Source organism: Burkholderia sp. BE17 (assembly GCF_009362305.1).
In the GTDB taxonomy this organism is placed as follows: domain Bacteria; phylum Pseudomonadota; class Gammaproteobacteria; order Burkholderiales; family Burkholderiaceae; genus Burkholderia; species Burkholderia pyrrocinia_C.
Genome location: NZ_WHNU01000016.1, coordinates 24,807 through 51,632 on the forward strand (window position 1 = coordinate 24,807; position 26,826 = coordinate 51,632).

Annotated in this window: 21 protein-coding genes; 13 read left to right on the forward strand and 8 right to left on the reverse strand. The window is 68.5% G+C overall.

All coding sequences use genetic code 11. From position 1 onward, the window contains the following. Window positions 1–14: 14 nt before the first annotated feature. Together GD429_RS15550 and GD429_RS15555 are read right to left on the reverse strand one after the other, a co-directional pair. Window positions 15–2,435, reverse strand: coding sequence for a glycoside hydrolase family 31 protein (locus GD429_RS15550; RefSeq protein WP_152857699.1), 2,421 nt, complete (start codon window positions 2,433–2,435; stop codon window positions 15–17). Window positions 2,436–2,462: 27 nt separating this feature from the next. Further along, window positions 2,463–3,734 carry an MFS transporter gene (locus GD429_RS15555; protein ID WP_072436590.1) on the reverse strand — a complete coding sequence of 424 codons (1,272 nt, stop codon included), beginning with the start codon at window positions 3,732–3,734 and terminating at the stop codon, window positions 2,463–2,465. Window positions 3,735–4,200: 466 nt separating this feature from the next. On the opposite strand from GD429_RS15555, the gene GD429_RS15560 reads away from it, so the two are divergent. From GD429_RS15560 to GD429_RS15595, 8 genes are all read left to right on the forward strand, one after another. Continuing rightward, window positions 4,201–5,145 carry a MurR/RpiR family transcriptional regulator gene (locus GD429_RS15560; protein ID WP_152857700.1) on the forward strand — a complete coding sequence of 315 codons (945 nt, stop codon included), beginning with the start codon at window positions 4,201–4,203 and terminating at the stop codon, window positions 5,143–5,145. Beyond that, window positions 5,142–6,146 carry an isoaspartyl peptidase/L-asparaginase family protein gene (locus GD429_RS15565; RefSeq protein ID WP_152857701.1) on the forward strand — a complete coding sequence of 335 codons (1,005 nt, stop codon included), beginning with the start codon at window positions 5,142–5,144 and terminating at the stop codon, window positions 6,144–6,146. The genes GD429_RS15560 and GD429_RS15565 overlap by 4 nt, the downstream gene beginning before the upstream one ends. Before the next feature lie 25 nt (window positions 6,147–6,171). Beyond that, complete coding sequence (locus tag GD429_RS15570; RefSeq protein WP_152857702.1) at window positions 6,172–8,067, forward strand: dipeptide ABC transporter ATP-binding protein; 1,896 nt, start codon at window positions 6,172–6,174, stop codon at window positions 8,065–8,067. 129 nt (window positions 8,068–8,196) lie between these two features. Continuing rightward, complete coding sequence (gsiB, locus tag GD429_RS15575) at window positions 8,197–9,759, forward strand: glutathione ABC transporter substrate-binding protein GsiB (RefSeq protein WP_152857703.1); 1,563 nt, start codon at window positions 8,197–8,199, stop codon at window positions 9,757–9,759. Window positions 9,760–9,826: 67 nt separating this feature from the next. Then, a complete protein-coding gene (gene gsiC, locus GD429_RS15580; protein ID WP_152857704.1) occupies window positions 9,827–10,747 on the forward strand; it encodes a glutathione ABC transporter permease GsiC in 921 nt (306 codons plus the stop codon). A gap of 7 nt (window positions 10,748–10,754) precedes the next feature. Next, a complete protein-coding gene (gene gsiD / locus GD429_RS15585) occupies window positions 10,755–11,648 on the forward strand; it encodes a glutathione ABC transporter permease GsiD (RefSeq protein WP_152857705.1) in 894 nt (297 codons plus the stop codon). Beyond that, the gene (locus GD429_RS15590; protein ID WP_152857706.1) at window positions 11,648–12,730 is read left to right on the forward strand and encodes a P1 family peptidase; all 1,083 of its coding nucleotides are present in this window, start codon (window positions 11,648–11,650) and stop codon (window positions 12,728–12,730) included. Before gsiD ends, GD429_RS15590 begins: the two co-directional genes overlap by 1 nt. Beyond that, the gene (locus GD429_RS15595; protein ID WP_152857707.1) at window positions 12,727–13,554 is read left to right on the forward strand and encodes a M55 family metallopeptidase; all 828 of its coding nucleotides are present in this window, start codon (window positions 12,727–12,729) and stop codon (window positions 13,552–13,554) included. Before GD429_RS15590 ends, GD429_RS15595 begins: the two co-directional genes overlap by 4 nt. A 35-nt stretch (window positions 13,555–13,589) precedes the next feature. Here GD429_RS15595 and GD429_RS15600 read toward each other — a convergent pair whose 3' ends face one another. Next, on the reverse strand, window positions 13,590–14,369 hold the full coding sequence (locus GD429_RS15600) for an alpha/beta fold hydrolase (RefSeq protein ID WP_152857708.1): 780 nt from the start codon (window positions 14,367–14,369) through the stop codon (window positions 13,590–13,592). A 142-nt stretch (window positions 14,370–14,511) separates the two neighbouring features. Between GD429_RS15600 and GD429_RS15605 the strand changes: the two genes are divergently transcribed. Continuing rightward, entirely contained in the window at window positions 14,512–15,291 is a 780-nt protein-coding gene (locus tag GD429_RS15605) for a helix-turn-helix transcriptional regulator (protein WP_321574632.1), read from the forward strand. A gap of 456 nt (window positions 15,292–15,747) precedes the next feature. Here GD429_RS15605 and pcaG read toward each other — a convergent pair whose 3' ends face one another. The 3 genes from pcaG to GD429_RS15620 form a co-directional block, all read right to left on the reverse strand. Beyond that, on the reverse strand, window positions 15,748–16,341 hold the full coding sequence (pcaG, locus tag GD429_RS15610) for a protocatechuate 3,4-dioxygenase subunit alpha (RefSeq protein ID WP_152857710.1): 594 nt from the start codon (window positions 16,339–16,341) through the stop codon (window positions 15,748–15,750). 3 nt (window positions 16,342–16,344) lie between these two features. Continuing rightward, on the reverse strand, window positions 16,345–17,052 hold the full coding sequence (gene pcaH, locus GD429_RS15615) for a protocatechuate 3,4-dioxygenase subunit beta (RefSeq protein ID WP_072436602.1): 708 nt from the start codon (window positions 17,050–17,052) through the stop codon (window positions 16,345–16,347). Between the two features lie 277 nt (window positions 17,053–17,329). Further along, complete coding sequence (locus GD429_RS15620) at window positions 17,330–17,893, reverse strand: YiiX/YebB-like N1pC/P60 family cysteine hydrolase (RefSeq protein ID WP_152857711.1); 564 nt, start codon at window positions 17,891–17,893, stop codon at window positions 17,330–17,332. 120 nt (window positions 17,894–18,013) lie between these two features. Between GD429_RS15620 and GD429_RS15625 the strand changes: the two genes are divergently transcribed. The 4 genes from GD429_RS15625 to GD429_RS15640 all read left to right on the forward strand — a co-directional run bounded on the left by GD429_RS15625 (window position 18,014) and on the right by GD429_RS15640 (window position 20,670). Then, window positions 18,014–18,751, forward strand: coding sequence for a helix-turn-helix domain-containing protein (locus GD429_RS15625; protein ID WP_034179749.1), 738 nt, complete (start codon window positions 18,014–18,016; stop codon window positions 18,749–18,751). A 77-nt stretch (window positions 18,752–18,828) separates the two neighbouring features. After that, window positions 18,829–19,815: a pca operon transcription factor PcaQ gene (gene pcaQ, locus GD429_RS15630; RefSeq protein WP_152857712.1), complete on the forward strand. Its 987-nt coding sequence runs from the start codon at window positions 18,829–18,831 to the stop codon at window positions 19,813–19,815. 127 nt (window positions 19,816–19,942) lie between these two features. Then, entirely contained in the window at window positions 19,943–20,302 is a 360-nt protein-coding gene (locus tag GD429_RS15635) for a type II toxin-antitoxin system RelE/ParE family toxin (protein WP_152857713.1), read from the forward strand. 71 nt (window positions 20,303–20,373) lie between these two features. Next, on the forward strand, window positions 20,374–20,670 hold the full coding sequence (locus GD429_RS15640; RefSeq protein WP_011355454.1) for an XRE family transcriptional regulator: 297 nt from the start codon (window positions 20,374–20,376) through the stop codon (window positions 20,668–20,670). A 141-nt stretch (window positions 20,671–20,811) separates the two neighbouring features. Here the strand turns inward: GD429_RS15640 and GD429_RS15645 are convergent, their stop codons facing one another. Continuing rightward, window positions 20,812–22,086 (reverse strand): APC family permease, encoded by a 1,275-nt coding sequence (locus tag GD429_RS15645; protein ID WP_152857714.1) that lies wholly within the window; start codon window positions 22,084–22,086, stop codon window positions 20,812–20,814. A gap of 135 nt (window positions 22,087–22,221) precedes the next feature. After that, a complete protein-coding gene (locus tag GD429_RS15650; RefSeq protein ID WP_152857715.1) occupies window positions 22,222–26,676 on the reverse strand; it encodes a DEAD/DEAH box helicase in 4,455 nt (1,484 codons plus the stop codon). Window positions 26,677–26,826: the final 150 nt, after the last annotated feature.

The following is a 26,826-nucleotide window of genomic DNA, read 5'->3' on the forward strand; positions in this document are numbered from 1 at the left end:
TGCGGCGTGCGCGGTCAGCTATCGAACGCGACGACGATGCGGCGCCATGCGCCGTCCTGTACATCCTGCTCGACGCGCGCGCCGCGGACGGCGAGCGGGCCTTGCAGCGACGCGGGCAGCAGGATCTCGACGCGGTCGGCCGGGCGGGCCGGGCGGCCGTCCCAACGGACCGACACGCCGAGCGCGCCCGACGCCTCGCGGCCGGTCTCGATCCGCCACAGTCCGTATTCGCCGTCGCGCCACGCCTCCGTCTCGCCGTCGTCCTCGACGCATTCGCCGTACGCGACGCCGTCCTCGATGCGCGGCGCGACGAGGAAGCCGCGCGTGTCGGCGCGCGCGCCGAAATGCTGTGCCGCGACGTTCAGCGGCAGCACGCGGCCTTCACGCAGCAGCATCACCGGCGTATCGAGCGGCGCGGGCAGCGTGATGCTCGCGCCGCCGTCGAACGACTGCGCGCTCGCGCAGCACATCCAGCGTGCACCCGACGGCAGGTAGACCGTGCGCTCCGTGCGGCCGGGATCGACGACCGGCGCGACCAGCAGCGCGTCGCCGAGCATCATGTCGTCGCACTCGTCGTAGCAGCGCGCATCGGCGGGGAAATCGGCGAAGGTCGGCCGCAGCACGGGCTCGTAGCGCGTCGTCGACAGCCACAGCAGGTGATACAGGTAAGGCAGCAGCCGGTAGCGCTGCTTGATCAGCGACGCGACCTGCGCGGCGATCTCCGGATACATCCACGGCTCGTTAACGGTGCCGTCGTCGTTCCACGAATGGATGCTGAGGCGCGGCATGAAGATGCCGAACTGCACCCAGCGCAGCAGGAGCTCGGGCGATGGCGCGGGCCCGGAGAAGCCGCCGATGTCGTGACCGATGTTCGACACGCCCGACAGCGCGAGCCCGAGGCCCATCTTCAGGTTGTAGCGCAGCGTTTCCCACGACGTATAGTTGTCGCCGGACCAGGTCTGCACGTAGCGCTGCATGCCGGCGCCGCCGGAGCGCGACACCAGGAACGGCCGCTGCGCCGGCGCATGCGCGCGCTGCGCGTCGCGCGACGCACGCATCATCAGCATCGTCTGCAGCACCTTCGCCTCGCGCGCGGGGAAGGGCCGGCCGAAGCCGTGCGCGATCGCGTCGGGCGACCAGATCTCGTATTCGTTGTTGTCGTTCCAGGTCGAATCGATCCCGTATTCGAGCAGCGCCGACGTGACCTGCTCGCGCCACCAGCGATACGCGTCCGGCTGCGTGAAGTCGAGATACGCGCCGACCTCGTCCCAGAACTGCACCCACGCGGGCTCGCCGGACGCCGAGCGGATCAGCAGCCCGCGCCTGGCGGCTTCGTCGAATGCGGGATGGTCGCGCAGCAGGCACGGCTTGATGTTCGCGCACAGGCGGATGCCGTGGTCGCGGTAGTGCTTCACGAAACCCTTCGCGTCGGGAAACTTGTCGCGGTTCCAGTTGAACACGTAGCGCTTCGCGCCGATCGACGTATAGCCCGACGACAGGTGGAACGAATCGCACAGGATGTCGTGCGCGTCGCACTGCTCGACGAACTGGTTCATCTGCTGCTGTGCGTCCGGCGCATCGGTGTAGCTCATCGTCGAGCCCGAATAGCCGAGGCCCCATTTCGGCGTGCGTGCGGGGCGCCCGGTGAGCCACGTGAAGCGCCGCGCGGCCGCGAGCGGCGTGCCGGGCGATGCGATGAAGTAGTAGTCGAGGTCGCCGTGCTCGGCGACGAAATAGCGGTACGGGCCGTGATAATTGTCGAGCTCGCGGCCCATGTCGAACGAGCAGTCCGACAGCGTGTCGTAGAAGAGGCCGAACCCCTGGCACGCAGCGGGCGACCACGTGATGTAGAACGGGATGTGCTTGTACAGCGGGTCGGTGTGCTTCGCGCTGTAGCCCATCGCGTCGATGTTGCGCATCTCGAAGCGCGCGCCCGTGCGGTCGAGGTCGCCCGCGCGTTCGCCGAGGCCGAACACCTTGTCGCCGCGCTCGCGGGCGACGTAGTGATACGCGCGCTCGTCCCACCAGCCGAAGTTGTACGCCTGCGTCGCGCGGTCGGCGAGCGCGACGCGCCACGCGCCGTCCGCGCCGCGCATCGACCACGTGCAATGGCCGCCTTGCAAGCGCACCGCGAGCCGGATCTGCGCGGTTTCGATGCACAGGCCGTCGTCGTCTTCGACGAGGCTCCAGGAAGGCAGCGCGAAGCCGTCCAGATCAAGGCGGTCGCGGCCGTCGAGCGGCACGTCGTCGAGGCCCGGTGCGATCGACCACGTGCGCGGGTTGCGTGCCGTCGCGTCGGGCAACACGCGCACCCGCACGATGTCGTCTTCGAGCACGAAGATCTCGAGGGTCGCGCCCGCGTCGGACGCGAGCAGCAGGCGGTTGGCGTGCCGGCCGGCGATGCGGAACACGGGCGGATGAAGAAGCGAAGTCATGAAGGCGATTCCTGGTGAGAGCGAATGTCAGGCGTGCCGTGCGAGCAGGCGTTCCTGCTTCGACTGCCCGCGGATCAGCACCGCGAGCAGCGTGACGCCGATGAGGTCGAACAGGCCGAGGCACGCGAACAGCGGCGCATAGCCGATCTTGTCGGCAAGCGCGCCGACCAGCAGCGAGAAACCGAGCCCGCCGATCCACGCGGCCATCCCGGCGAAGCCGCTGGCGGTGCCGACTTCCTCGGAATCGAACACGTCGGCCGACAGCGTATTGACGAGCGCGGAGATCATCTGGTGCGCGAAGCCGCCGACGCAGAACAGCGCGATGGCCGTGTACGGCGACGACACGAGGCCGATCATCGCAGGCCCGAGCATCAGCACCGCGCCGAGCGCGACGCCGGCGACGCGCGACCACACGAGCGGCAGTTTGAAGCGGTTGGCGAGATACGGCGACAGGTAGCCGCCCGCGATGCCGCCGGCGTCGGCCGCGAGAAACGGCATCCACGCGAAGATCGCGATCTGCGTGAGCGGCATGTGGCGCTCGGTCGCGAGATACAGCGGAATCCAGAAGCTGAAGGTCTGCCACGCGGGTTCGGCGAAGAAGCGCGGCAGCGCGATGGCCCAGAAGCGCCGCGCGGTGACGACGTCGCGGATGCGGCGCTTCGACACCGGCGGCATCGTGGCCTGGCCGTCGCGGATCAGCGCGCGCTCCTGCGGCGTGATGCGCGGATGGTCGGCCGGCGACCGGTATTGCGTGTACCAGAGCGCGGCCCACACGAAGCCGAGCGCGCCGGTGACCATGAACGCCGACTGCCAGCCGAACCGCATCGAGATGAACACGACGAGCGGCGGCGCGATCGCGGCGCCGAGCGACGTGCCCGCGTTGAAGTAGCCGACCGCGACGGACTTCTCGCGATCGGGAAACCATTCGGCGACGGCCTTCATCCCCGACGGAATCGCGGCGGCTTCGAACAGCCCGAGAAAGCCACGCAGGATGCCGAGCGACAGCCAGCCCGACGCGAAGCCGTGCGCGACGCCGACCACCGACCACAGCATCGCGAACAGCGCGAACCCGAGCCGCAGCCCGATCAGGTCGACGATGAACCCGCAAACGGGCTGCATGATCGTGTAGCCGATCTGGAACGCGCCGACGATGTACGAATACTGCTGCGTCGAGATCGCGAATACTTGCTTCAGCTCGGGGGCGAGCACCGCGAGGGAGTTTCGTGCGAGGTAGTTGAGGATCGTGCCGAGACACACGAGCACGATGATCCACCAGCGCAACGCCTTGACTGTTTTCACTGCTGTCTCCTGTTGGGCAGGGCGGGCATGCGGCACCTGCCTGATCCATGCAAGCCGTCCGGTCAGGAAGGCTTTTTCGGCTTATTTGTACGATGTCCGATCTTGATGGGCGCCGGTTTTACCGGTTTCTATCGAAATGATGCTGTTCGAGCGAACATTTCGTCGTCATTGGATGCGGATGTTATCGGACGACTGATCATTTTCGAACATCCTATGTTCGAATGCGAATCCGGTCAACGTGAATTTGCATTCGAACGAACTTGCTCGGGGTTTTCCCGATGGGAGGGGAGGCGGCGCGAGCGGAAACACACGGCGGTTGCGTGCGAATGCCCGTGCGGCGGGGCTGTGCGATGGCCTGGAGAGCGATGGGCGCAGGATGGGGCGTGACAACCCTGATGAAAATTTATTTTTTCTTGGCTGCGGATTGTGTAAATTGATTTTCATCTTCCTTGCAACAATCATTCGCATGACGCCTCTCGTTTCGCACGACGCCAGTCAAGACGAACCCGCGATCGCCGAGCGGATCGCGTCGGCAATGCCGTTGATGACGCCGATCCACCGGCGCATGGGCGAATTCGTGCTCGCGAATCCGTTTCGCGCGGCGACGATGCGGATCGATGAACTCGCGCAGGCCGTGAATGCGTCGATCGCGACCGCGAACCGCTTCGCGAAGGCGCTCGGCTTCGACGGCTATCCGGCGATGCGCGCGGCGCTCGTGCGCGGCTTCGAGGCGACGCTCGGGCCGGTCGAGCGGCTGCGTTCCGCGCAGGAACAGGAGCCCGGCGTACGCGGTGCCGTGTGGATCGACGCGGTGTTCGACCAGGCCGTCGCGAACATCGAGAACACGCGCGCACAACTGGACGCGGCCGATGTCGAGGCCGCGGTCGAGGCGATCGTCGGCGCGCGGCGCGTGCTGATCCTCGGTGCGGGGTCGAGCGCGTTTCTCGCCGGGCTGATGGAGCATGGGCTGTCCGTGTGTCACGACAGCGTGCAGTCGCTCGCGTTGCTCGGCGGCCCGTCGCACGCGGCGCGGCGCCTGTATACGGTCGACTCGCGCGATCTCGTGATCGCGCTCGCGTTTCCGCGCTACGTGAAGGACACGATCGAGCTGGCCCGCCGCGCGGCGGCGCGCGGCGCGCGCGTGCTCGGCCTCTCCGACGGCCCGGGATCGCCGCTTGCGCCGATCGCGTCGCTGAACCTGTACGTCAACGCCGAACGGCGCTTCGCGGCCACGTCGGAAGCGGCCGTGCTCACGATGATCGAGGCGCTGATCGATGCGGTCGCGCTGCGCACGCACCGGTCCGCGAAATCCGCCGCCGAGATGACCGAATTCCTGCTGCCGTGGCTCGTGCAGCCGCAAGCGGCGCTGCCGGCCGCCAACCCTTCTTCCACCCGTCCGAAAAAATCATGACTTCACCCGCGATCGTCGCGATTCACGGCGGCGCAGGCACGATCCTGCGCGATGCGATGGATACCGACACCGAACGTCGGTACCGTGCCGAACTGACCGCGATCCTGCAGGCCGCGCAACAAGTGCTGGCCGACGGCGGCAGCGCGCTCGACGCCGTCACCGTCGCGGTGCGGATGCTCGAGGACTGCCCGCTGTTCAACGCCGGGCGCGGCGCCGTGTACACGGCCGAAGGCAAGCATGAACTCGACGCGGCGGTCATGGATGGCGCGACGCTCGGCGCCGGCGCGATCTGTTGCGCGACGCGCGTGCGCAATCCCGTGCTGGCCGCGCGGCGCGTGATGGAGGCGAGCGAACACGTGCTGTTCGCCGGCGCGGGCGCCGATGCGTTTGCGGCCGCGCAGGGGCTCGAACTCGCGGAACCCGGCTACTTCGACACCGAAGCGCGTCATGCGCAGTGGCTCAAGGCGCGCGCGGCGGCCGGCATGATGCTCGACCACGATGCGGCGACGTTCGCGTTCGGCGCATCGCAGGCACAGCCGCAGCCGCAGCCGGCCGAACCGCTCGATCCGGACCGCAAGCACGGCACGGTCGGCGCGGTCGCGTGCGACCTGCACGGCCACATCGCGGCGGCGACGTCGACGGGCGGTATCACGAACAAGCAGCCGGGGCGCGTAGGCGATTCGCCGATCATCGGCGCGGGCTGCTATGCGGACGATGCAACCTGCGCGGTATCGGCGACGGGCACCGGCGAGACGTTCATCCGGCTCGCGACCGCGCACGACGTTGCCGCGCAGATTGCGTATCGCGGCGCGTCGCTGGCCGACGCCGCGCACGACGTCGTGATGAACAAGCTGTCGCGCCTGGCGGGGCGAGGCGGGATCATCGCGGTCGACGCGCACGGCAACGTCGCGATGCCGTTCAATACCGAAGGGATGTACCGCGGCTACGCGCGCGTGGGCGAAGCGCCCGTCGTCGGCATCTATCGCGACGACGCAGCCTGATTCCGGATCGCACGAGGAGATACGCATGAGTTCGAGCCGTAACCCGTCCGGCCTGGCGCTGCCCGAGCAGCGCGTCATCGCCGTGGAAGACCTGTCGGTCACGTTCCGCCGCGAAGGCGCGACGTTCGACGCGGTGCGCAACGTGTCGTTTCACGTCGATCGCGGCGAGACGCTCGCGATCGTCGGCGAATCGGGTTCCGGCAAGTCGGTCACGTCGCTCGCGCTGATGCGGCTCGTCGAGCACGGCGGCGGCGCGATCACGAGCGGCCGGATCGCGTTCCGGCGCCGTGGCGGCGCGCTGGTCGATCTGGCGCAGGCGAGCGCCGCGACGATGCGCGGCATCCGCGGCTCGGACATCGCGATGATCTTCCAGGAGCCGATGACGTCGCTGAACCCGGTGTTTACGGTCGGCGACCAGATCAGCGAGGCGATCGCGCTGCACCAGTCGAAAAGCGCGGCCGAAGCGCGCGCGGAAGCGCTGCGGCTGCTCGATCTGGTGCGCATCCCGGAAGCGCGCCGCGTGTTCGTGCGCTATCCGCACCAGTTGTCGGGCGGGATGCGGCAGCGCGTGATGATCGCGATGGCGTTGTCGTGCCGGCCCGCGCTGCTGATCGCCGACGAGCCGACGACCGCGCTCGACGTGACGATCCAGGCACAGATCCTGCAACTGATTCGCGGGCTGCAGGACGAGATGAACATGGGCGTGATCTTCATCACGCACGACATGGGCGTGGTGGCCGAGGTGGCCGACCGCGTGCTCGTGATGTATCGCGGCGAGAAGGTCGAGGAGGGCGAATCGGATCGCATCTTCGCGACGCCCGCGCATCGCTACACGCGTGCGCTGCTCGCGGCCGTGCCGCGGCTCGGCTCGATGCAGGGCACCGACATACCCAGGAAATTCCCGCTGCTGAAGGTGGACGGCGCGAGCGCCGCGGCGCCCGCGCCTGCGGCGAACGACGATGTGCAGCCGCCCGTCGACCCGGCTTCGTCGCCGATCCTGAGCGTGCGCGATCTCGTCACGCGCTTTCCGGTGAAGAGCGGCGTGTTCGGCCGCGTGTCGCAATACGTGCATGCGGTCGAGCGCGTGAGCTTCGAGCTGCGCGCGGGCGAAACGCTCGCGCTCGTCGGCGAGTCGGGCTGCGGCAAGTCGACCACCGGCCGCTCGCTGCTGCGCCTCGTCGAATCGCAGAGCGGCTCGATCGAATTCGACGGCCGCGACATCAGCGCGCTGAAGGGCCCGGACCTGCAGGCGCTGCGCCGGAACATCCAGTTCATCTTCCAGGATCCGTTCGCGTCGCTGAACCCGCGCCTCACGGTCGGTTTCTCGATCATGGAGCCGCTGCTGGTGCACGGCGTCGCGAGTGGCCGCGAAGCGCAGGCGCGCGTCGACTGGCTGCTCGACAAGGTCGGCCTGCCGCCCGAGGCGGCGCGTCGTTATCCGCACGAATTCTCGGGCGGCCAGCGCCAGCGGATCGCGATCGCGCGTGCGCTCGCGCTGAACCCGAAGGTCGTGATCGCCGACGAATCGGTGTCGGCGCTCGACGTGTCGGTGCAGGCGCAGATCGTCAACCTGATGCTCGACCTGCAGCGCGAGCTCGGCGTCGCGTACCTGTTCATCTCGCACGACATGGCCGTCGTCGAGCGCGTCAGCCATCGCGTCGCGGTGATGTATCTCGGCCAGATCGTCGAGATCGGCCCGCGCCGCGCGGTGTTCGAAGCGCCGCAGCATCCGTACACGAAGAAGCTGATGAGCGCGGTGCCCGTGGCCGATCCCGCGCGCCGGCATGCGCCGCGCCAGCTCGCGGTGGACGAGATCCCGAGCCCGATCCGCGCGGCCGGCGACGAGCCGGTCGTCGTGCCGCTGGTCGCGGTCGGTCCCGATCACTACGTCGCGACGCATCGCGTCGGCGGCGCGTACTGAACGCGCGGGAGGTTGCATATGGACCGCAGCTGCGCACGAGCGAGGCAACGGCGTCTTTTTCCCGAGCGGGGGCAGTCACGCCGCGATTTCCACCATGCGTTACCGAATCATCCACAGGAGCCCAACAAGATGAACAAGCCGCATTCGTTCCCGATGTTCCGTCCGCGCGCGCTGCTCGCTGCGGGTGCCGGCGCGTTCGCGTTGTCGGCCGCGATGCCCGCGTTCGCGCAGCAGAACGTCGTGGTTGCCGTGTACTCGACGTTTACGACGATGGACCCGTACGACGCGAACGATACGGTGTCGCAGGCTGTCGTCAAGTCGTTCTACGAGGGTCTGTTCGGTTTCGACAAGAACATGAAGCTCGTCAACGTGCTCGCGACCAGCTATACGGCGTCGCCGGACGCGAAGGTGTACACGGTCAAGCTGCGCCAGGGCGTGAAATTCCACGACGGCACCGACTTCAATGCCGCCGCGGTGAAGGCGAATTTCGACCGCGTGACCGATCCGGCGAACAAGCTGAAGCGGTACGGCCTGTTCCGGGTGATCGAGAAGACCGAAGTGGTCGATCCGACCACGGTGCGGTTCACGTTGCGCGAGCCGTTCTCGGCGTTCATCAATACGCTCGCGCACCCGTCCGCGGTGATGATTTCGCCGGCCTCGCTGAAGAAGTGGGGGCGCGACGTGTCGCTGCATCCGGTCGGCACCGGGCCGTTCGAGTTCGTCGAATGGAAGCAGACCGACGACATGAAGGTGAAGAAATTCGCCGGTTACTGGAAGAAGGGCTATCCGAAGATCGACGCGATCGACTGGAAGCCGGTGGTCGACAACAATACGCGCGCCGCGCTGATCAAGACCGGCGAAGCCGATTTTGCATTCACGATTCCGTTCGAGCAGGCGAACGATCTGAAGAGCAATCCGAAGGTTGACCTGATCGAGGCGCCGTCGATCATTCAACGCTACATTTCGCTGAACACACGGCAAAAGCCGTTCGATAACCCGAAGGTACGTGAAGCGCTGAACTACGCGGTCAACAAGGATGCGCTCGCGAAGGTCGTGTTCGCCGGTTACGCGACACCGCAGACGGGGGTTGCGCCGATGGGCGTCGAATACGCAACGAAACTCGGGCCCTGGCCGTATGACCCGGCGAAGGCACGCGCGTTGCTGAAGGAAGCCGGTTATCCGAACGGCTTCGAATCGACGCTCTGGTCTGCCTACAATCACACGACGGCGCAGAAGCTGATCCAGTTCGTCCAGCAGCAGCTCGCGCAGGTCGGCGTGAAGGTGCAGGTGCAGGCGCTCGAGGCCGGCGAGCGGGTGGCCCGGGTGGAGAGTGCCCAGGACGCGGCGACGGCGCCGGTGCGGATGTACTACAGCGGCTGGTCGGCGTCGACCGGCGAGGCGAACTGGGCGCTGTCGCCGCTGCTTGCTTCGGAGTCGGCGCCGCCGAAGCTGTACAACACGGCGTACTACAAGAACGGCCTTGTCGACGACGACCTCGCGCAGGCGCTCTCTACGACCGATCGCACGAAGAAGGCGACGCTCTACGCCGATGCGCAGAAGCAGATCTGGGCCGACGCGCCGTGGATCTTCCTCGTGCAGGAGAAGATCGTCTACGCGCGCAGCAAGCGCCTGCAGGGCATGTACGTGATGCCGGACGGCTCGTTCAACTTCGACGAGATCTCGCTGAAATGACGGCGGTTTGCCCGCCACGCGGCGCCGGCGGCGCAAGCTGCCGGCGCGCTGACTCGATCGGTGCCCCATGCTGAATTTCCTCGTCAAACGCCTGTTCGGCCTGCTGCCCACGCTCGCGATCGTCGCGGTGCTGGTGTTCCTGTTCGTGCACCTGCTGCCGGGCGACCCCGCGCGGCTCGCGGCCGGCGCCGAAGCCGACGACGCGACGGTCGCGCTCGTGCGCGCCGATCTCGGCCTCGACAAGCCGATGCCCACCCAGTTCGCGAATTTCTTCGTGAAGATCGCGCACGGCGATTTCGGCATGTCGACGCGCAGCAAGCGGCCGGTATCGACCGAGATCGGCGAGCGTTTCATGCCGACGCTGCTGCTGACGCTCGTCAGCATGGTGTGGGCGACGCTGTTCGGCATGGCGATCGGGATCGCGTCGGCGGTGTGGCGCAATCGCTGGCCCGACCGCATCGGCATGACGATCGCGGTGTCGGGCATCTCGTTTCCCGCGTTCGCGCTCGGCATGCTGCTGATGGAAATCTTCTCGGTGAAGCTCGGCTGGCTGCCGGTCGTGCCGGACGGCACGTGGAAGAGCTACGTGCTGCCGTCGCTGACGCTCGGCGCCGCGGTTGCGGCCGTGATGGCGCGCTTCACGCGCGCGTCGTTCGTCGAGGTGCTGAACGAGGATTTCGTGCGCACCGCGCGCGCGAAGGGCGTGCACGAGCCGATGGTCGTGCTCAAGCACTGCCTGCGCAACGCGATGATCCCGGTCGTCACGATGATGGGGCTGCAGTTCGGCTTCCTGCTCGGCGGCTCGATCGTCGTCGAGGCCGTGTTCAACTGGCCGGGGCTCGGGCGGCTGCTCGTCGATGCGGTGACGATGCGCGACTACCCGGTGATCCAGGCGATCGTGCTGCTGTTCTCGCTCGAATTCATTCTGATCAACCTGACCGTCGACGTGCTGTACGCGGTCATCAATCCGACCATCCGGTTCAAGTGAGGCGCGCATGAACGCGACTGTCCAGACCGCGGCGCCTGCCGCATCGACCGCGATCCGCACGCCGTGGCGCGAATTCTGGCGCAAGTTCCGCAAGCAGACCGTCGCGCTCGTCGCGGGCGGCTTCGTGCTGGCGCTCGTCGTGCTGGCATTCGTCGGCCCGCATATCGTGCCGTTCGATCCGGAGAACTACTTCGACTACGACGCACTGAACGCGGGGCCGTCGGCCGTGCACTGGTTCGGCGTCGATTCGCTCGGCCGCGACATCTTCAGCCGGATCGTCACCGGCACGCGCATCTCGCTCGCGGCCGGCTTCTTCTCGGTCGCGCTCGGCGCGCTGATCGGTACGATCTTCGGGCTGCTCGCCGGCTACTACGAAGGCTGGTGGGACCGCATCACGATGCGCATCGCCGACGTGCTGTTCGCGTTTCCCGGGATCCTGCTCGCGATCGGCGTGGTCGCGATCCTCGGCAACGGGATGATCAACGTGATCTGCGCGGTCGCGATCTTCAGCATCCCGGCGTTCGCGCGGCTCGTGCGCGGCAACACGCTGATGCTCAAGCACATGACCTACGTCGAGGCCGCGCGCAGCATCGGCGCGTCGGACTGGACGATCATCATGCGGCACATCCTGCCGGGCACCGTGTCGTCGGTCGTCGTCTACTTCACGATGCGGATCGGCACGTCGATCATCACGGCCGCGAGCCTGTCGTTCCTCGGGCTCGGCGCGCAGCCGCCGACGCCGGAGTGGGGCGCGATGCTCAACGAGGCGCGTGCGGACATGGTGACGGCGCCGCACATCGCGGTGTTCCCGAGCCTCGCGATCTTCCTGACCGTGCTCGCGTTCAACCTGCTCGGCGACGGGCTGCGCGACGCGCTCGACCCGAAGCTGGAGCGCCGCTGATGCTTGCTGCTCCGATGTGGACGGCGACGCTGCCGGCCGGGCCGCGCGGCACGATCGCCGACGTGCCGGGCGTGACGGTCGGCCATTGCACGCTCGATGCCGGCAACGTGCAGACCGGCGTGACCGTCGTGAAGCCGCATCCGGGCGACGTGTACCGCAGCAAGGTGCCGGCCGGCGCAGCCGTGATCAACGGCTTCGGCAAGAGCGTCGGGCTCGTGCAGGTGGACGAACTCGGCACGCTCGATACGCCGATCGCGCTGACCAACACGTTCGCGGTCGGTGCGGTTGCCAACGCGCAGATACGCGCGGCCGTCGCCGCGAATCCGCAGATCGGCCGTGACTGGCCGACCGTCAACCCGCTCGTGTTCGAGTGCAACGACGGATATCTGAACGACATCCAGGCATTCGCGGTGACGGCCGCGCATTACGACGACGCATGCCGCGCCGCGTCGCGCGACGTCGTACGCGGCGCGGTGGGAGCCGGGCGCGGGATGTCGTGTTTCGACCTGAAGGGCGGGATCGGTTCGGCGTCGCGCGTTGCCGTCGCGGCCGGCAGGCCCTATACGGTCGGCGCGCTCGTGCTCGCGAATTTCGGCCGGCTGCCGATGCTGACGCTCGGCGGCGTGCCGCTCGGGCGCATCGTCGCGCAGCGGCATGCGGCCGCTGCCGCGCACGCGGCGCCGCCCGAGCGGGGCTCGATCATCCTGTTGCTTGCCACCGATGCGCCGCTCGATGCGCGGCAACTGTCGCGGCTCGCGCGCCGCGCGGGCGCGGGGCTGGCCCGCACGGGCTCCGTCTACGGGCATGGCAGCGGCGACATCGCGCTCGCATTCTCGACCGCGTACACGATCGCGCACGACGCGTCGACCATCGCGCTGCCGGCCCTCGTGGCCGATGCGGCGCTCGATCCGCTGTTCATGGCCGCGGCCGAAAGCGTCGAGCACGCGATCGCCGATGCATTGCTGCAGGCCGTGACGGTCGCCGGGCGCGACAGCCATGTGCGGCAATCGCTGCGCGATGCGGTGCCCGATCTCGATCACCTGTTCAACGAAGGCAACGAAGGGCGTCTTACCCAGTCATGAAGATTCTGATCTCGACCGACATCGAGGGTGTCGCCGGTGTATTCGCCACCGAGCAAACACGTGCCGGCAATCCGGAATACGAGCGCGCGCGCCGCTGGATGACCGCCGAGGCGAACGCAGCGATCGAAGGCGCGTTCGCGGGCGGCGCGCAGGCCGTCTGGATCAACGATTCGCATGGCGGTTTTCGCAACCTGCTGCCCGACGGGCTCGATGCGCGCACGCGCGTCGTGCTCGGCAAGCCGCGCACGCTCGGGATGATGGCGGGCCTCGAACAGCAGCCCGACCTCGTGTTCATGATCGGCTATCACGCGAAATCGCAGACGCGCGGCGTGCTCGCGCACACGATCAACAACTTCGCGTTCACGCAGGTATGGCTGAACGGCGTCGAGATCGGTGAAGCCGGATTGTACGGCGCGCTGGCGCGCGAATACGGCGCGCACGTCGCACTGGCAACCGGTGACGACGTGTTCGCCGAGGAAACGCAGCCGCTGTTTCCGGATGCGCGTTTCGAGACGGTCAAGACAGCCGGTGGCGCATCGAGCGGCGACACGCTCACGCCTGCTGCATCGTGTGCGCGCATCGCGGCCGCCGCGCGCGAAACGGTCGCGCAGGCGCTGTCGGCAGGCTTGCGCGCGGGCGCCCACCGGCCCGCGCCGGCCGCTTGCACGCTGCGCGTGCAGACGGCCGCGCTGGCCGACCTGTTCTGCGTGCTGCCGTCGCTCGAGCGCGTCGATGCGGTGACGCTGCGCTTCGACGGGCCATCGGTCGAGCATGTGGTGCGCACGCTGAACAGCCTGTCGGCGATGTCGTTCATGTTGCGGTGATGCGCGCCGCAACGATGCCGCTTGCGTGCGGCGGGTCAGTCGCTGGCGACCGGGTGTGCCGTCGCGGCGAGCAGGAACGCTTCCATCGCCGTGACCAGCGCGAGCGGCGTCTCGTTCATCGGATAGTGGCCCGCATTGCTCAGCACGTCGACGGTGGCGCGCGGATAGCGCCGCAGGTAGGTGCGCGCCATCAGTGCCGCGTCGAACGCCGGATCGTGCTCGCCGATCAGCACTTTCACCGGATGGACGCCCGCGATCTCGTTGCTGAAATCCGTATCGGCCCACGCGCGAAAGTACGCGCCGAATGCGTGCGGCGACGAACAGGCTGCCGAATACGCGGCTTTCCACTCGACCCAGGCGGCGGGTAGCCGGCCGCCCGTGCTGCGATCGATGATGGTCCTGCGATCGGCGAGGGTGTCGGCGGCGCGCTCGAATAGCGCGCGTCGCTCGGCGTCGAACGGCAGGCCGCCGCACGGCACGGGCGCGATCGGCACCAGCGCGCGCACGCGATCGGGCGCGACGGCGGCGATCTTCTCGATCGCCATGCCGCCCATCGAATGGCCGACGAGGCTGAAGGTCGGGAAGCCGAGCGCGTCGGCGAGCGCGAGGGCATCGGCGGCGATCTCGTCGATCGTGTAGTCGCCGCGTGCGTCGCGCATGCTGCCGTAGCCGCGGTAGTCCATGAACACATAGCTGAAGTGCTCGCGCGACAGCCATGCTTCGACAGGTTCGAACGCGCGGGCGTCGCCGAACCAGCCGTGCAGCACGAGAACAGGGTGGGGGCCGTCCCCCACGCGATGAAACGTATTCGGCATCTCCGCTCCGATGAGGTTGTTATCCGGCCGATCGGGCCGACGGGTCTTGCGGCCGTCAGGTCGCGCAAGCGTGGAGCGGATCGTAGATGGATCGAAGGAGACCCGCCTTCGATATCGGGTCATTGATGATGGAATTCGGGCCGTGAGAAATACGCTGTTAGATCCCTACGAACACATTCCCCGGAGCGTGGTCGTGACCGCCAACGACTATGCGGCGGGCACGACGTTTCCGGAACACGCGCACGGGCGCGGGCAATTCGCGTTCGCGTCGCGCGGCACGATCAGCGTGTCGACGCCGCACGGTCGCTGGCTGGTGCCGCCGCAGCGCGCGTGCTGGGTGCCGGCCGGCGTGCGGCACGAAATGACGATGACCGGGCCGGTCACGATGCTCAACACGTTCGTGTCCGGCGACGCCGCGCAGGAGGCGGGCCTGCCCGCGCAGTGCGGCGTGTATGGCGTGTCCGCGCTGCTGCGGCAGTTGATCGACGATGCGATCGACCTGCCGGCCATGTACGACGTCGACGGCCGCGCGGGCAAGCTGATGGCGCTGCTGATCGCGGAAATCGCGACGATGCCGCGCCTGTCGCTGCATGCGCCGCTGCCGGCCGACGCACGGCTCGCGAAGGTGTGCCGGCACCTGTTCGCGTCGCCGTCGATCGCGGCCGATCTCGACCGCGTGGCCGCCGACGTGGGCGTGAGCCGGCGCACGTTCACACGGCAGTTTCGCGCGCAGACGGGCGTGAGTTTTGCCGCATGGCGCCTACAGGTGTGCATGCTCGCGGCGATTTCCCGCCTGAGCGACGGGCAGCCGGTGACGCGCGTCGCGCTCGATCTCGGGTATGCGAGCGCGAGCGCGTTCACGTCGGCGTTTCGCCGCATTCTGGGCGACACGCCGAGCCGGTATCTGGAGATTCGGCGCTAGGTGAAAGGAGTCGACGCCACGCCCGTTCGCCCGCTACGGCCACAAAAAAATACGCGCCTGCCCGATTCGGTCAGACGCGCTTAAAGGCACTCGGTCAGAAAAAAACGCGCACAGCCGGCAGGGCGGTGTCGCGCATTGCTTGCGGGATTGTTTCTTTTTTAGATTCAATCCGGCCGGCTCATTGTGGATACCAAAGAATACGCCGCATAACACGCAAACGATATCCTGTCGGCCCGACGATTCATGTGCTGTCGCAGCATGCGTTTCAATCGCGCGTTTGATCTGGGGGCAGAAGCCCCGACCAATGGACATCGGCACCCGCGGCTCGGCGCGATGCGGCGCAGCATCGAAAGATTGCGACCAAACACGAAAAACGCCGCGTGGCGCGATGCATGTCGGTATCGCGCCACGCGGCGGTGCGTCTGTATCCGGAACCGGCCTGCGCCGGCGCGTGCGTCAGACGTCGAAGAACACCGTTTCGTCCGGCCCCTGCATGCGGATGTCGAAGCGGTAGACGACCGGGCGGCCCGGCTGCGCGTCGCGTTTCGCGACGAGCGTCGCACGGCGTTCGGCCGGCACCGCATTCAGCACGGGGTCGGCCGCGTTCGCCGCGGCTTCGTCGTCGAAGTACACGCGCGTGAACGCATGGGAGAGGATCCCGCGCATCATCACGGTCACGTTGATGTGCGGCGCGTCATCGGCGGCGATGCGGCCCGGCTTCACCGTCTCGACGACGAAGCGGTGCTGCGCATCGGTGCCCGTGCCGACTCGCGCGAAACCGGTGAAGCCGGATTTCGCGATGTCGTCGCGCGACGCCGGGTAGCGGCCCGTGCCGTCCACTTGCGTGAATTCGAGCACCGCGTCGCCGACGACGTTGCCGTCGCCGTCGAACACCTGGCCGACCAGCAGCACGTGCTCGCCTTCGGCGTGCGTCGCGGCGATCGTCGGCGTGAACAGGCTCTTCAGGTCGTAGTCGTATTGCTGCGGGCACAGGCCGTATGCGAAGTACGGGCCAACCGTCTGCGAAGGGGTTTGCTTCAGCGTCGTCATGGTTCAGCGCTCCATCGGGGTAGCGTCGCGGCCGCGCAGCACGATGTCGAATTCGTAGCCGAGCGCATAGCCTTCTTCGGTGATGTCCATCGAGAAGCGCGAGATCAGGCGATCGCGCGCGGCCTCGGGCGTGCCCTGGAAGATCGGGTCGTACGCGAGCAGCGGGTCGCCGGGGAAGTACATCTGCGTGACGAGACGCGAGCCGAAATAATCGCCGAACAGCGAGAAGTGGATGTGATTCGGACGCCACGCGTTCGGATGGTTGCCCCACGGATACGCGCCGGGCTTGATCGTCAGGAAGCGGTAGCGGCCTTCGTTGTCGGTCAGGCAGCGGCCCGCGCCGAGGAAGTTCGGGTCGAGCGGCGCGTCGTGCTGGTCGACCTTGTGCACGTAGCGGCCGGCTGCGTTCGCCTGCCACACCTCGACGAGCGTGTTGCGCACGGGCTTGCCGCCTTCGTCGAGCACGCGGCCCGTGACGACCATGCGCTCGCCGAGCGGCTCGCCGTTCTTCACGGCGTTCTTCGTCAGGTCGTGGTCGAGTGCGCCGAGATCTTCAGCGCCGTAGACGGGCGCGTACTGGTCGCGCAGCTTGTCCTTCAGCGGGATCAGCGGGCGGGTCGGGCCGCGCTTCACCGACGAGCGGTATTCGGGGTGGACATAGGCCGGATGCGACGGCCAGTCGCGCGGCGTGAGGATCGTGGGGGAATCCATCGGGCGTCTCCTGATAGGTATTTCGCGAAGTGGATGGCAGGACTTTAGCCAATCCGGGAAGTTATGCAAAATGACCTTTTTTCGCGAGAAGCATAACCGTTCGTTATGCGCGATGCGCCAATGAAAAATCCGCCGGACAGGATGCCTGTCCGGCGGATGAAAGCGATCGGGCTTCGCGTCGTCGGTGACGACCCCGTGCACGGCCCTCCAGCCAGCCCGTCGCTATTTTTTGTCTTTTATTCTTGTTCTTATTCGGCCTCCCCGAGCCTGCCCGTCGTCATTTGTGGCCGGGATCGAACACGATCCCGTCGAATTCGAGCGACAGCGTGCCGCTGCGCAGCAGTGCGGCCGGCGTCGCGGCCCGGTCGGCGCCGAGCACATCGCTTACGTACTGCGCGCAAAACCCGCGCCGCGCCCGCAGATTGAAGCGGTTGCCCAGCAACGCGTCGATTCGCCGTTCGGCCGTCGCGTGCAACCGGCGCTGCTCGTCGGCGGTCGATGCCGCGACGCGGCGCGCCAGCGCGATGCGTCCGCCGTCGGCATGGGCGACGAAGCGCGACAGCGGCGTGAGCTTCGTCCACGCAAACGCGGGCTCGGCGATCACGGGTTCGTCGCCCGACGTATCGACCACGATGACGAAGCGATTGGCCCACGCAGCCGTCGTGCCTGCCGCGTCGCGCGGCGAGCCGGCCGGCACGCGGATGAACACGAGATCGCCGACATGGGCGCCGGCGGCCAGCGTGCGGACGGTGGCGAGCGGCATCGCGCGATCCGTGTCGCGTGCATCGCGCGGTGCGGTGTGCTGCGGTTCGTAAGCGGCGGTTTCGGTTCGAGTGGCCATTTCGGCTCCGTCGTTGAGTGACAGGACGGAGCGGATTATGCAGACAAGTATCCAAAAGTGTTCATCTTCATACGGAGGTAGCCTAATATCCGACCTTGAGCATCGTTTTTCGATACCGAAATGACCGAAACCGCCCAACTCATCGAAACGCTGAAGCGCCAGTTGAAGGCGCAGGGAATGACCTACCGCGACGTCGCGCGTGCGCTCGACGTTTCCGAGACGAGCGTGAAGCGGCTGTTTGCGAGCGGCCGCTTTACGCTGGAGCGCGTCGCGGAGATCGCGCAGTTGCTCGGCTATACGCTGGCCGAACTCGTGCAGGAGGCATCGGCGTCGGCGCCGAGGCTGCACGTGCTGACCGAGCAGCAGGAGGCGCTGCTCGTGTCGGACGAGAAGCTGCTGCTCGTCGCCGTCTGCGCGATCAACTACTGGACCGTGCAGGACATCGTGTCGGCCTATCGCTTGACGAAGGCCGAGTGCGTGAAATACCTGCTGATGCTCGACCGGATGAACGTCGTCGCGCTGCTGCCGGGCGACCGGATTCGCGTGCGCGTCGCGCGCGATTTCGACTGGCTGCCGGGCGGGCCGATCCGCCGTTATTTCCATGCGCACGCGCTCGGCGATTTTCTCGATAGCCGTTTCGACGGCGCGGGCGAGACGATGACGTTCTCGCAAGGGATGCTGACGGAGGCGGCCGCCGCGGAACTCGAACTGGAATTGCGCCGGCTGCGCAGCAAGGCGGCCGCGCTGCATGCGGAATCGTCGTCCGCGCCGCTCGGCCAGAAGCACGGGACGGGCTTGCTGATCGCAAAGCGGGTCTGGGAGCCGACCGGTTTCCACGCGCTGCGGCGTGGCGCGTGACGTGTCACCGAATGCTTGGGCTTATCCGGAAAGTTATGCAAAATGGCATTTCATCGTCATTCGCATAACCACCCGTTATGAATAACCGTATCGCCGACGGCCGCGTCAAGTTCCGGCATCTGCAGTGTTTTCTCGCGGTCGCGCAGTCGGGCGGCGTGCAGAAGGCGGCCGAAAGCCTGTCGATCACGCAGCCGGCCGTGTCGAAGACGATCACCGAACTGGAAGCGATCCTCGGCGTGAAGCTGTTCGAGCGCGGCCGGCAGGGCGCGCAGCCGACCCGCGAAGCGCAGTTGTTCATGCCGCACGCGAATGCGTGCGTGCTGGCGCTGCGGCAGGGCGTCGGGCTGCTTGCGCGCGAGGGCGGGGCCGCCGCCGCGACGCTGGAAATCGGCATGCTGCCGACCGTCGCGGCATCGCTCGCGCCCGCGTTGATGAAGGCGCTGGCCGAGCGCTGGCCGCGCATCGTCGTGCGGATCGCGACGGCCGCGAACGCCGATCTGCTCGAGCGCCTGAAATCCGGTGCGATCGAATGTGCGATCGGGCGACTGTCGGAGCCGGAGCGGATGATCGGGCTCGCGTTCGAGCAGTTGTACAACGAGCCGCTCGTCGCGGTCGTGCGCGCCGGGCACCCGCTGCTGTCGAGCGCGGCGCCGGCCGCCGAGCTCGCGCGCTATCCGGTCGTGCTGCCGCCGTACGGCACGCTGATCCGGCAGTCTGCCGAGCAACTGCTCGGCGCATGCGGCGCGCCGCCGCTGGATTCGTTCATCGAGGTGCTGTCGGTATCGGTCGCGCGCGCGCTGGCGCTCGAGAACGACGCGGTGTGGTTCGTGCCGCTCTATGCGGCCGAATACGATCTGTCGGCCGGTGCGCTGGCGCGCCTGCCGCTGCCGTCCGCGGGTACCGACGAGCCGGTCGGGCTCATTCTGCGCACCGATGCGCAGCCGTCGCCGGTCGCACGGACGCTGATCGATGCCGTGCGCGACATCGCGCGGTCGCGGTTCGGCGACAAGCGCCCGCACCGGACGCCGCGCGCCGCACGCAAGCCGGGTCGCGGCGATCGCTGATCCTTCGGGCCGCGCGGCAAGCCCGGCTCAATCCCTTTCCCCGCTTCCGGATCGGCCATCCGGCCAGTAGCCGCCCTCGTGGTGCTTGGCATATCGTATCGTTTTTGGTGCGCTCGGTGACAAGACGATGGCGAGACAGCAGATTCAGGTCACGCTCGGCGTGCGGTTCTTTCGCACGGCCCGAGGCAACGAGCCGGTGCGCGAATGGCTCAAGGCACTCGGGCAGGTGGAGCGAAGGGCGATCGGCGAAGAGATCAAGAGCGTTCAATTGGGCTGGCCGCTCGGCATGCCGCTGGTCCGGAAGATGTCGAAGGATCTATGGGAGATCCGCGTGATGCTGCCGGGGCGGAGCGCCCGCGTGCTGTTCACGGTCGTCGGCGACACGATGGTCCTGCTGCACGGCTTCTTCGAGCAGTCGCGGGCCACGCCGTCGGACGATCTCGACGTCACCGTCGCGCGCCTGAAGGCGCTGACGCACGCCATTTGAATTCCCGGTTGCGCCGGAACGCACCGTCTCCGACGGTCGGGCAGCCGCAACGCCATGCACTGGAGTACGACATGACGACCACGAACAATCCGCATATCGGCAGCGACTTCGATACCTTCCTCGAAGAGGACGGCAATCTCGAAGCGGCCACCGCCACCGCGATCAAGCGCGTGATCGCGTGGCAGATCGGGCAGGAAATGAAGGCGCAGCACATCACGAAAACCGCGATGGCCGCGCGGATGAAAACCAGCCGTGCCGCGCTCAACCGGCTGCTCGACGAAACCGACACGAGCCTCACGCTGGCGACGCTCGCGAGCGCGGCCGCCGCGCTCGGCAAGCGGCTCAGCTTCGAGCTGGTACCGGCGTGACGGGCGTGACGAAACGGCGCGCGGTCGGTTGGCGGCGGCCGTCCGCGTGATGCGCGCGGAGAATTGGCCGGTGATTCGGCCTGCGATTCACCGGTGCGTCACCGTGAGCGGGCAGGCGTCAGCCTATGCGCATACGCCGGGTCATTTGCGCGGCCCGGTCACCTGCAGATAAAGCAGCGCGCCGCCCGCGAGCAGCAGCGGGCACAGCAGATACCAGCCCGTCGTCAGGAACAGCCCGGCAACCGCAACCAGCGAAATCCATGCGCAGCGGTAAGCGATGCCGCCGCGCGGCAGCAACTTCAGCGCGGCGGCCGCGCCGAGCCCGTACACCATCACGAAACACCCGGACGTCACGAGCACGAGCGGTTTCGGTCCGACGTCCGAGATCGTCGTCGCGGCCAGCGCGACGGCCGCGAGCACGGCGATCACGCCGAGGCTGCGGCGCGGGACGCCGCCGACCTGGCTGCCTTGTGCGAGCCACGCGGGCAATGCGCCGTCGCGCCCGAGCGCCGCGCCGAGCTTGGCCGCACCCGCGAAATACGCGTTCATCGTGCCGAGCGTGAGCAGCAGCGCGGCCGCGGCTGCGAGCACCTGCGCGTGGCCGCCGATGCCGCCCGCGATCAGTTCGGCGAGCGGCGCGCCCGATGCGCCGGCAGACGGCCCGAGCACCATCACGCTCGCGGCGGCGACCGACAGATACAGGAACCCGACGACCACGACCGCGATGCCGGCCGAGCGCGGCATGTCGTGCGCGGGGCGGCGAAATTCGGCCGCGAGATGCGTGATCGCCTCCCAGCCGGCGAAGCTCCACACGAGCAGCGCGGCAGCCTGGCCGACCGCGAGCCAGCCGTGCGGCGCGAACGGCTGCAGGTTCGCGGTGCGCGCATGCGGCGCGGACGCCAGCACCGCGGCGAGCAGCAGCGTGACGAGCAGCGCCGACAGCACGAGCTGCATGCGGCCCGATACGGTGACGCCGAATGCATTCGCGGCCGACACGGTCGCGATCAGTGCGGCGGCAGTGACGATGACCGTCGTGTGCCCGCCGCCCGTGACGGCAGCGACGTACGCGCCGCCGAACATCGCGGCGGCCGGCGCGCCGGCCGGCACCGCAAAGTAGAAGCACCAGCCGACGATCGCCGCCGCCTTCGGCCCGAATGCGCGCCGTGCGTAGGTCGACACGCCGCCCGCGTCGGGATAGCGTGCGCCGAGTGCGGCGAAGGTGGCCGCGAGCGGCCCGGACAGCACGACGAGCGCGGCCCACGCGAGCAGCGACGCCGGGCCGGCGACCTCGGCGGCCAGCGCAGGCAACGCGATCACGCCGGTGCCGAGCACCGCGCCGATATACAGCGCGGCACCCTGGAAAATGGTCAGCGAGCCCGCGTGACGAGCGGCGGGCGAGTCGGCATGCGCAGGCATGAGCGGCAGTCTCCGGAAGTCTTGTTGTGTGTGGGCGCGGGAGCCCGCGCGGTCAAGCGCTCGATGCTACCCGAACGATGGCGGTAGCGCGGCCCGGCGATCAGTAGTCTGCGCCGCGCCGCCTGTCAGCCGATGTCAGCAGTGGCGCGCGAGCCGCAGGCGCGCATCCTCGCGCGCGGCGGGCGGTAATTCGGGTGCGTAGTGGAACGTACCCGACACGAGCGATGCGACGGGCACGCCGTCGCGGAACAGCACGCGATTGCCGGCCAGCGCCGGCACCTTGTCGCCGGGCAGCAGCGTGCCGGCGAGATTCAACGGGTCGGCGCCCGTCACGCATACGTATTGCCCGTTGCCGGGTTGCCGCCGCAGTTCGCGCAGGATCGGAATCGCCTCGGGCAGCGCGAACTGCTCGCCCGCGAGCCCGGCGACGAAACGTCCGCCGCGAATCTCGCCGCGCGCTTCGAGGCGCTGCAGCACGCGCGCGAGTTCGCGCCAGCTCGGCAGCCAGTCGGCCTCGCGTTCGAGCAGTCGCCAGAACACGACGCCGTAGCGGCGCAGCAACGTCCACGCGATGTGCTCGAGTGCGTCGGGATCGGTCGCGGCCGGGCCGCGTTTCGGCGCCGGCGCATCGTCCGGCGGCGCCTGACGCTGCACGAGCGCCCAGCGGCCCGCATCGTCCATCCCGCCGATCAGCGCGCCGCCGCGCCGCGTGCGCGGCGCATAGGTCGCGCTGCGCTTGACGGCCGGCTTCAGCAGCGCGCGCAGGCCCGCGTAGCTGTCCGCATTCACGAGGCCTGCCGACACGAGCTCGCCGAGCGCCTGTTCGAGTTCGACGGGCAGCATGTGCAGGTCGTCGAGCAGCGCATCGAAGAACATCGCGCCATGCGCGGCGAGCGCATCGCGCACCTGTGTGGCTCGCGCGGACAGCGCCGGTTGCGCGTCGGGGTCGCGCAGCACCTGCCATGCGGCGAGGTGGCGGCGCGGCAGCAGCACGATCGGCGTCGTCTTCACGGGCGTGCCGGCCGCGCGCGCCGGCGCGCCGATGCGCGTCCATACGAGCTTGCCCGAGCGGCACAGCTCGTCGAGGCCGCCCGCCATGTAGTCGGTGAGCCGCGCGGGCAGCAGCGCGTCTTCCCACGCGCTCGCCGCGGCTTCGTAGCCTTCGAGTTGTTCGACCACGGCCGCGAGTGCGTCGCGGCCGGTGCCGCGCGTGTCTGGCGTCAGATGTTGCCAATGGAACAGGAAGCGCATGAAGTCGGCGCGCTCGACCGGTTCGATCTCGCGGCGCAGCCGCTTCACCGTATAGCGATGAATGCGTGCGAGCAGGTGGCGTTCGCACCATTCGTCCGTCGTCGCACCCGGCGTGAACCGGCCGCGCATCACATAGCCTTCGCGCTCCAGCGCCGCGAGTGCCGTCGCGATCGATGCCGGCGGCAGGCCGAGCGGTGTCGCGATCGCGTCGAGCGCAAGCGGCCCGAAGCCGGTGAGCCGCGCGCGGATCACGTCGACGAGTGCGGCATCAGCTTCCCACGGTTGCGTGCAGGCGGCCGGCACCTTGAGCGCCGGCGTCACGCGTGCGTCGGGATGGAGTGCGCGCAGGCACACGAGCCGCTCGACCGGCACCCACAGCGCGGCGCCGTCCGGCGCGACGAGTTGGGTTGCGCGGCGGCGTTCCGCGAGTTCCGCGAGCCGGTCGGGCCAGCCTCCGTGGGCCTGTGCTTCGCTGTCGGCGACGCATGCGAGCGTGAGCAGCGCATCGTGCATTTCGTCGGCGTCGCGCACGAGCGGCCATGCTTCGTCGCGCACCGCGTCGATCGCATCGGCGTCGAGCGCGCCGAGATCGTCGGCCGATTCGGGATCGCTCCAGCGGCGCGACTGCACGGCCTGCGTGCGGCGTTCCTCGAGCGGCGCATCGTCGAGGAACGCGTAGGGTTTCGCGTTCAGGATCTCGGCCGCGAGCGGCGATGGCGCGGGCAGGTCGCGCGCGACGAGCTCGATCGCGCCGCTTTCGATCCGGCGCAGCAGCGCGAGCCAGCCGTCGGTGTCCATCGCGTCGTGCAGGCAATCGTCGAGCGTCTGGTCGACGAGCGGGTGATGCGGTATCTCGCGTTCGCCGACGATGTTCTCGAGGCACGCGACCTGATCCGGGAACACGGTCGCGAGCAGATCCTCGCTTTTCATCCGCTGCAGTTGCGGCGCGGTGCGCCGGCCGCCCGTGAAGCGCGGCAGCGCGAGCGCGGTCGTCGCGTTCCAGCGCCAGCGCACGCCGAACATCGGTGCGTCGAGCAGCGCCTGGACCAGCACGTGCTCGGCGCTGGCCGAACGCAGGTAGCGCCACACTTCGTCGAGCGCGAAGCTGTGCGCGAGCGACAGCGACAGGATGATCGCGTCGTCGGTCGCGGCGGCCTGCAGCTCGAAGTTGAAACTGCGGCAGAAGCGCTTGCGCAGCGCGAGCCCCCACGCGCGGTTGATGCGGCTGCCGAACGGCGAATGGATCACGAGCTGCGTGCCGCCCGATTCGTCGAAGAAACGCTCCATCACGAGCGTGTCCTGTGTCGGCAGCGCGCCGAGCGCGGCGCGCGTGCGGGCGAGGTAGTCGGCGATCTGGTACGCGGCGTCGGGCGACAGGTGGAGATCGTCGACGAGCCAGCGCAGTGCCGGCGCGAGGCGGCTTTCGGCACGGGCGATCGCGGTGCCTGTTTCGGTTTCCGCGTTCGCTTTCGCGTTGCTCGCGGCTTTACCACCCGCGCGTTTGCGCTCGCCGGCGTCCGCTTGCCGGTCGCCGTCGGCGAACAGCCCGTCGAGCCGTGCGCGCAGCCGGCCGACCGCCGCCGACAGCTCGTCGCTGCGCCCCGGCGCCTCGCCGAGCCAGAACGGAATGTTCGGCGACTGGCCCTGCGCGTCCTCGACACGCACGCGGCCCGTTTCCACGCGAATGATCCGGTACGACTGGTTGCCCAGCTGGAACACGTCGCCGGCCAGGCTCTCGATCGCGAAATCCTCGTTGACGGTGCCGACCTGGATGCCCTGCGGTTCGAGCAGCACCGCGTAGTCGGCCATGTCGGGGATCGTGCCGCCCGATGTGGTCGCGGTCATCATCGCGTTGCGGCGCCCGCGCACCGTGCCGCCGATCACGTCGCGATGCAGGTACGCGCCGCGCACGCCGCGGCGGCTCGTGAAGCCTTCGGCGAGCATCGTCATCACTTCGTCGAAGCGCTCGCGCGTCAGCCGCGCGTACGGCGCTGCGCGCGTGAAGCTCGCATACAGCGCGTCCTCCTGCCATTCCGTGCACGCGACTTCGGCGACGATCTGCTGCGCGAGCACGTCGAGCGGCGCTTCGGGAATCCTCAACGTGTCGAGTTCGCCGCGTTGCACGCAATCGAGCAGCGCCGCGCATTCGACGAGTTCGTCGCGCGACAGCGGGAACAGCCGGCCCTTCGGCACGCCGCCGACGTGGTGCCCCGAGCGGCCGACGCGCTGCAAGAACGGCGCGATGCCGCGCGGCGAGCCGACCTGGCAGACGAGATCGACGTCGCCGATGTCGATGCCGAGTTCGAGCGATGCGGTTGCGACGAGCAGCTTCAGTTCGCCGCGCTTCAGGCGCTGCTCGGCATCGAAGCGGTGCTCCTTCGCGAGACTGCCGTGATGCGCGGCGATCGCTTCCTTGCCGAGCCGGTCGGCGAGATGGCGCGCCATGCGCTCGGCGGTGCGCCGCGTGTTGACGAACACCAGCGTCGTGCGATGCGCGGCCGCGAGCCCCGCGATGCGGTCGTATATCTGTTCCCACACGTCGGTCGCCATCACGGGTTCGAGCGGCACGTTCGGCAGTTCGAGCGCGAGGTCGCGCTCGCGCGTGTGGCCCGTGTCGACGATCGTACAGTCGCGCGGCGCATCGGCCGGTCCGCCGACCAGGAACCGCGCGACCGCGTCGATCGGCTTTTGCGTCGCCGACAGCCCGATGCGCGGCAGCGCATGGCCGGCCAGCGCGTCGAGACGTTCGAGCGACAGCGCGAGATGGCTGCCGCGCTTGGACGATGCGAGCGCGTGGATTTCGTCGACGATGACCGAGCGCACGTTCGACAGCATCTGTCGCCCCGACGTCGACGACAGCAGTACGTACAGCGACTCGGGCGTCGTGACGAGGATGTGCGGCGCGCGCTTGCGCAGTGCGGCGCGCTCGGCCTGCGTCGTGTCGCCGGTGCGCACGGCGGTGCGGATCGCCGGCACCGGCAGGCCGAGTTGCGCGAGCGATTCGGCGATGCCGGCGAGCGGCGCGTCGAGGTTCACGTGGATGTCGTTCGACAGCGCCTTCAGCGGCGACACGTAGACGACGAGCGTCGCATCGGGAAGCGTGCCGTCGTGCGACAGCGCATCGCGCACCAGGTCGTCGAGCGCGCACAGGAACGCGGTGAGCGTCTTGCCGGAGCCGGTCGGCGCGGCGACGAGCGTCGAGCGGCCGGCCTTGATGTGCGGCCACGCGAGCGCCTGCGCGCCGGTCGGCGCGGCGAACGTGCGCCGGAACCACGCGGCGACGGCCGGGTGGAACACGTCGAGCGCACTGGCGGCAGGGCGGGTGGCGGTGACGTCCATCGAAGCGTTGAAATAGGGTGCGAGCGCGCGGACGGATCGCGCGCGAATCGAATCGTCAGTGTGCCAGACGCCGCGCGTGCGTGCCGGGCGCCGCGTACCGTTCGGGCACGCGTGTCGACGATTCAGATCGAGATGGGGGCCCGCACCGCA

What these genes read in the sequence shown, in the direction of transcription:
- GD429_RS15600 (WP_152857708.1), bottom strand. Translation starts at nt 14,369, where the DNA reads ATGCCGAATACGTTTCATCGCGTGGGGGACGGCCCCCACCCTGTTCTC.
- GD429_RS15620 (WP_152857711.1), bottom strand. Translation starts at nt 17,893, where the DNA reads ATGGCCACTCGAACCGAAACCGCCGCTTACGAACCGCAGCACACCGCA.
- GD429_RS15640 (WP_011355454.1), top strand. Translation starts at nt 20,374, where the DNA reads ATGACGACCACGAACAATCCGCATATCGGCAGCGACTTCGATACCTTC.
- GD429_RS15650 (WP_152857715.1), bottom strand. Translation starts at nt 26,676, where the DNA reads ATGGACGTCACCGCCACCCGCCCTGCCGCCAGTGCGCTCGACGTGTTC.
- GD429_RS15550 (WP_152857699.1), bottom strand. Translation starts at nt 2,435, where the DNA reads ATGACTTCGCTTCTTCATCCGCCCGTGTTCCGCATCGCCGGCCGGCAC.
- pcaH (WP_072436602.1), bottom strand. Translation starts at nt 17,052, where the DNA reads ATGGATTCCCCCACGATCCTCACGCCGCGCGACTGGCCGTCGCATCCG.
- GD429_RS15590 (WP_152857706.1), top strand. Translation starts at nt 11,648, where the DNA reads ATGCTTGCTGCTCCGATGTGGACGGCGACGCTGCCGGCCGGGCCGCGC.
- gsiD (WP_152857705.1), top strand. Translation starts at nt 10,755, where the DNA reads ATGAACGCGACTGTCCAGACCGCGGCGCCTGCCGCATCGACCGCGATC.
- GD429_RS15625 (WP_034179749.1), top strand. Translation starts at nt 18,014, where the DNA reads ATGACCGAAACCGCCCAACTCATCGAAACGCTGAAGCGCCAGTTGAAG.
- GD429_RS15595 (WP_152857707.1), top strand. Translation starts at nt 12,727, where the DNA reads ATGAAGATTCTGATCTCGACCGACATCGAGGGTGTCGCCGGTGTATTC.
- gsiB (WP_152857703.1), top strand. Translation starts at nt 8,197, where the DNA reads ATGAACAAGCCGCATTCGTTCCCGATGTTCCGTCCGCGCGCGCTGCTC.
- pcaG (WP_152857710.1), bottom strand. Translation starts at nt 16,341, where the DNA reads ATGACGACGCTGAAGCAAACCCCTTCGCAGACGGTTGGCCCGTACTTC.
- GD429_RS15645 (WP_152857714.1), bottom strand. Translation starts at nt 22,086, where the DNA reads ATGCCTGCGCATGCCGACTCGCCCGCCGCTCGTCACGCGGGCTCGCTG.
- GD429_RS15570 (WP_152857702.1), top strand. Translation starts at nt 6,172, where the DNA reads ATGAGTTCGAGCCGTAACCCGTCCGGCCTGGCGCTGCCCGAGCAGCGC.
- GD429_RS15565 (WP_152857701.1), top strand. Translation starts at nt 5,142, where the DNA reads ATGACTTCACCCGCGATCGTCGCGATTCACGGCGGCGCAGGCACGATC.
- GD429_RS15635 (WP_152857713.1), top strand. Translation starts at nt 19,943, where the DNA reads ATGGCGAGACAGCAGATTCAGGTCACGCTCGGCGTGCGGTTCTTTCGC.
- gsiC (WP_152857704.1), top strand. Translation starts at nt 9,827, where the DNA reads ATGCTGAATTTCCTCGTCAAACGCCTGTTCGGCCTGCTGCCCACGCTC.
- GD429_RS15560 (WP_152857700.1), top strand. Translation starts at nt 4,201, where the DNA reads ATGACGCCTCTCGTTTCGCACGACGCCAGTCAAGACGAACCCGCGATC.
- pcaQ (WP_152857712.1), top strand. Translation starts at nt 18,829, where the DNA reads ATGAATAACCGTATCGCCGACGGCCGCGTCAAGTTCCGGCATCTGCAG.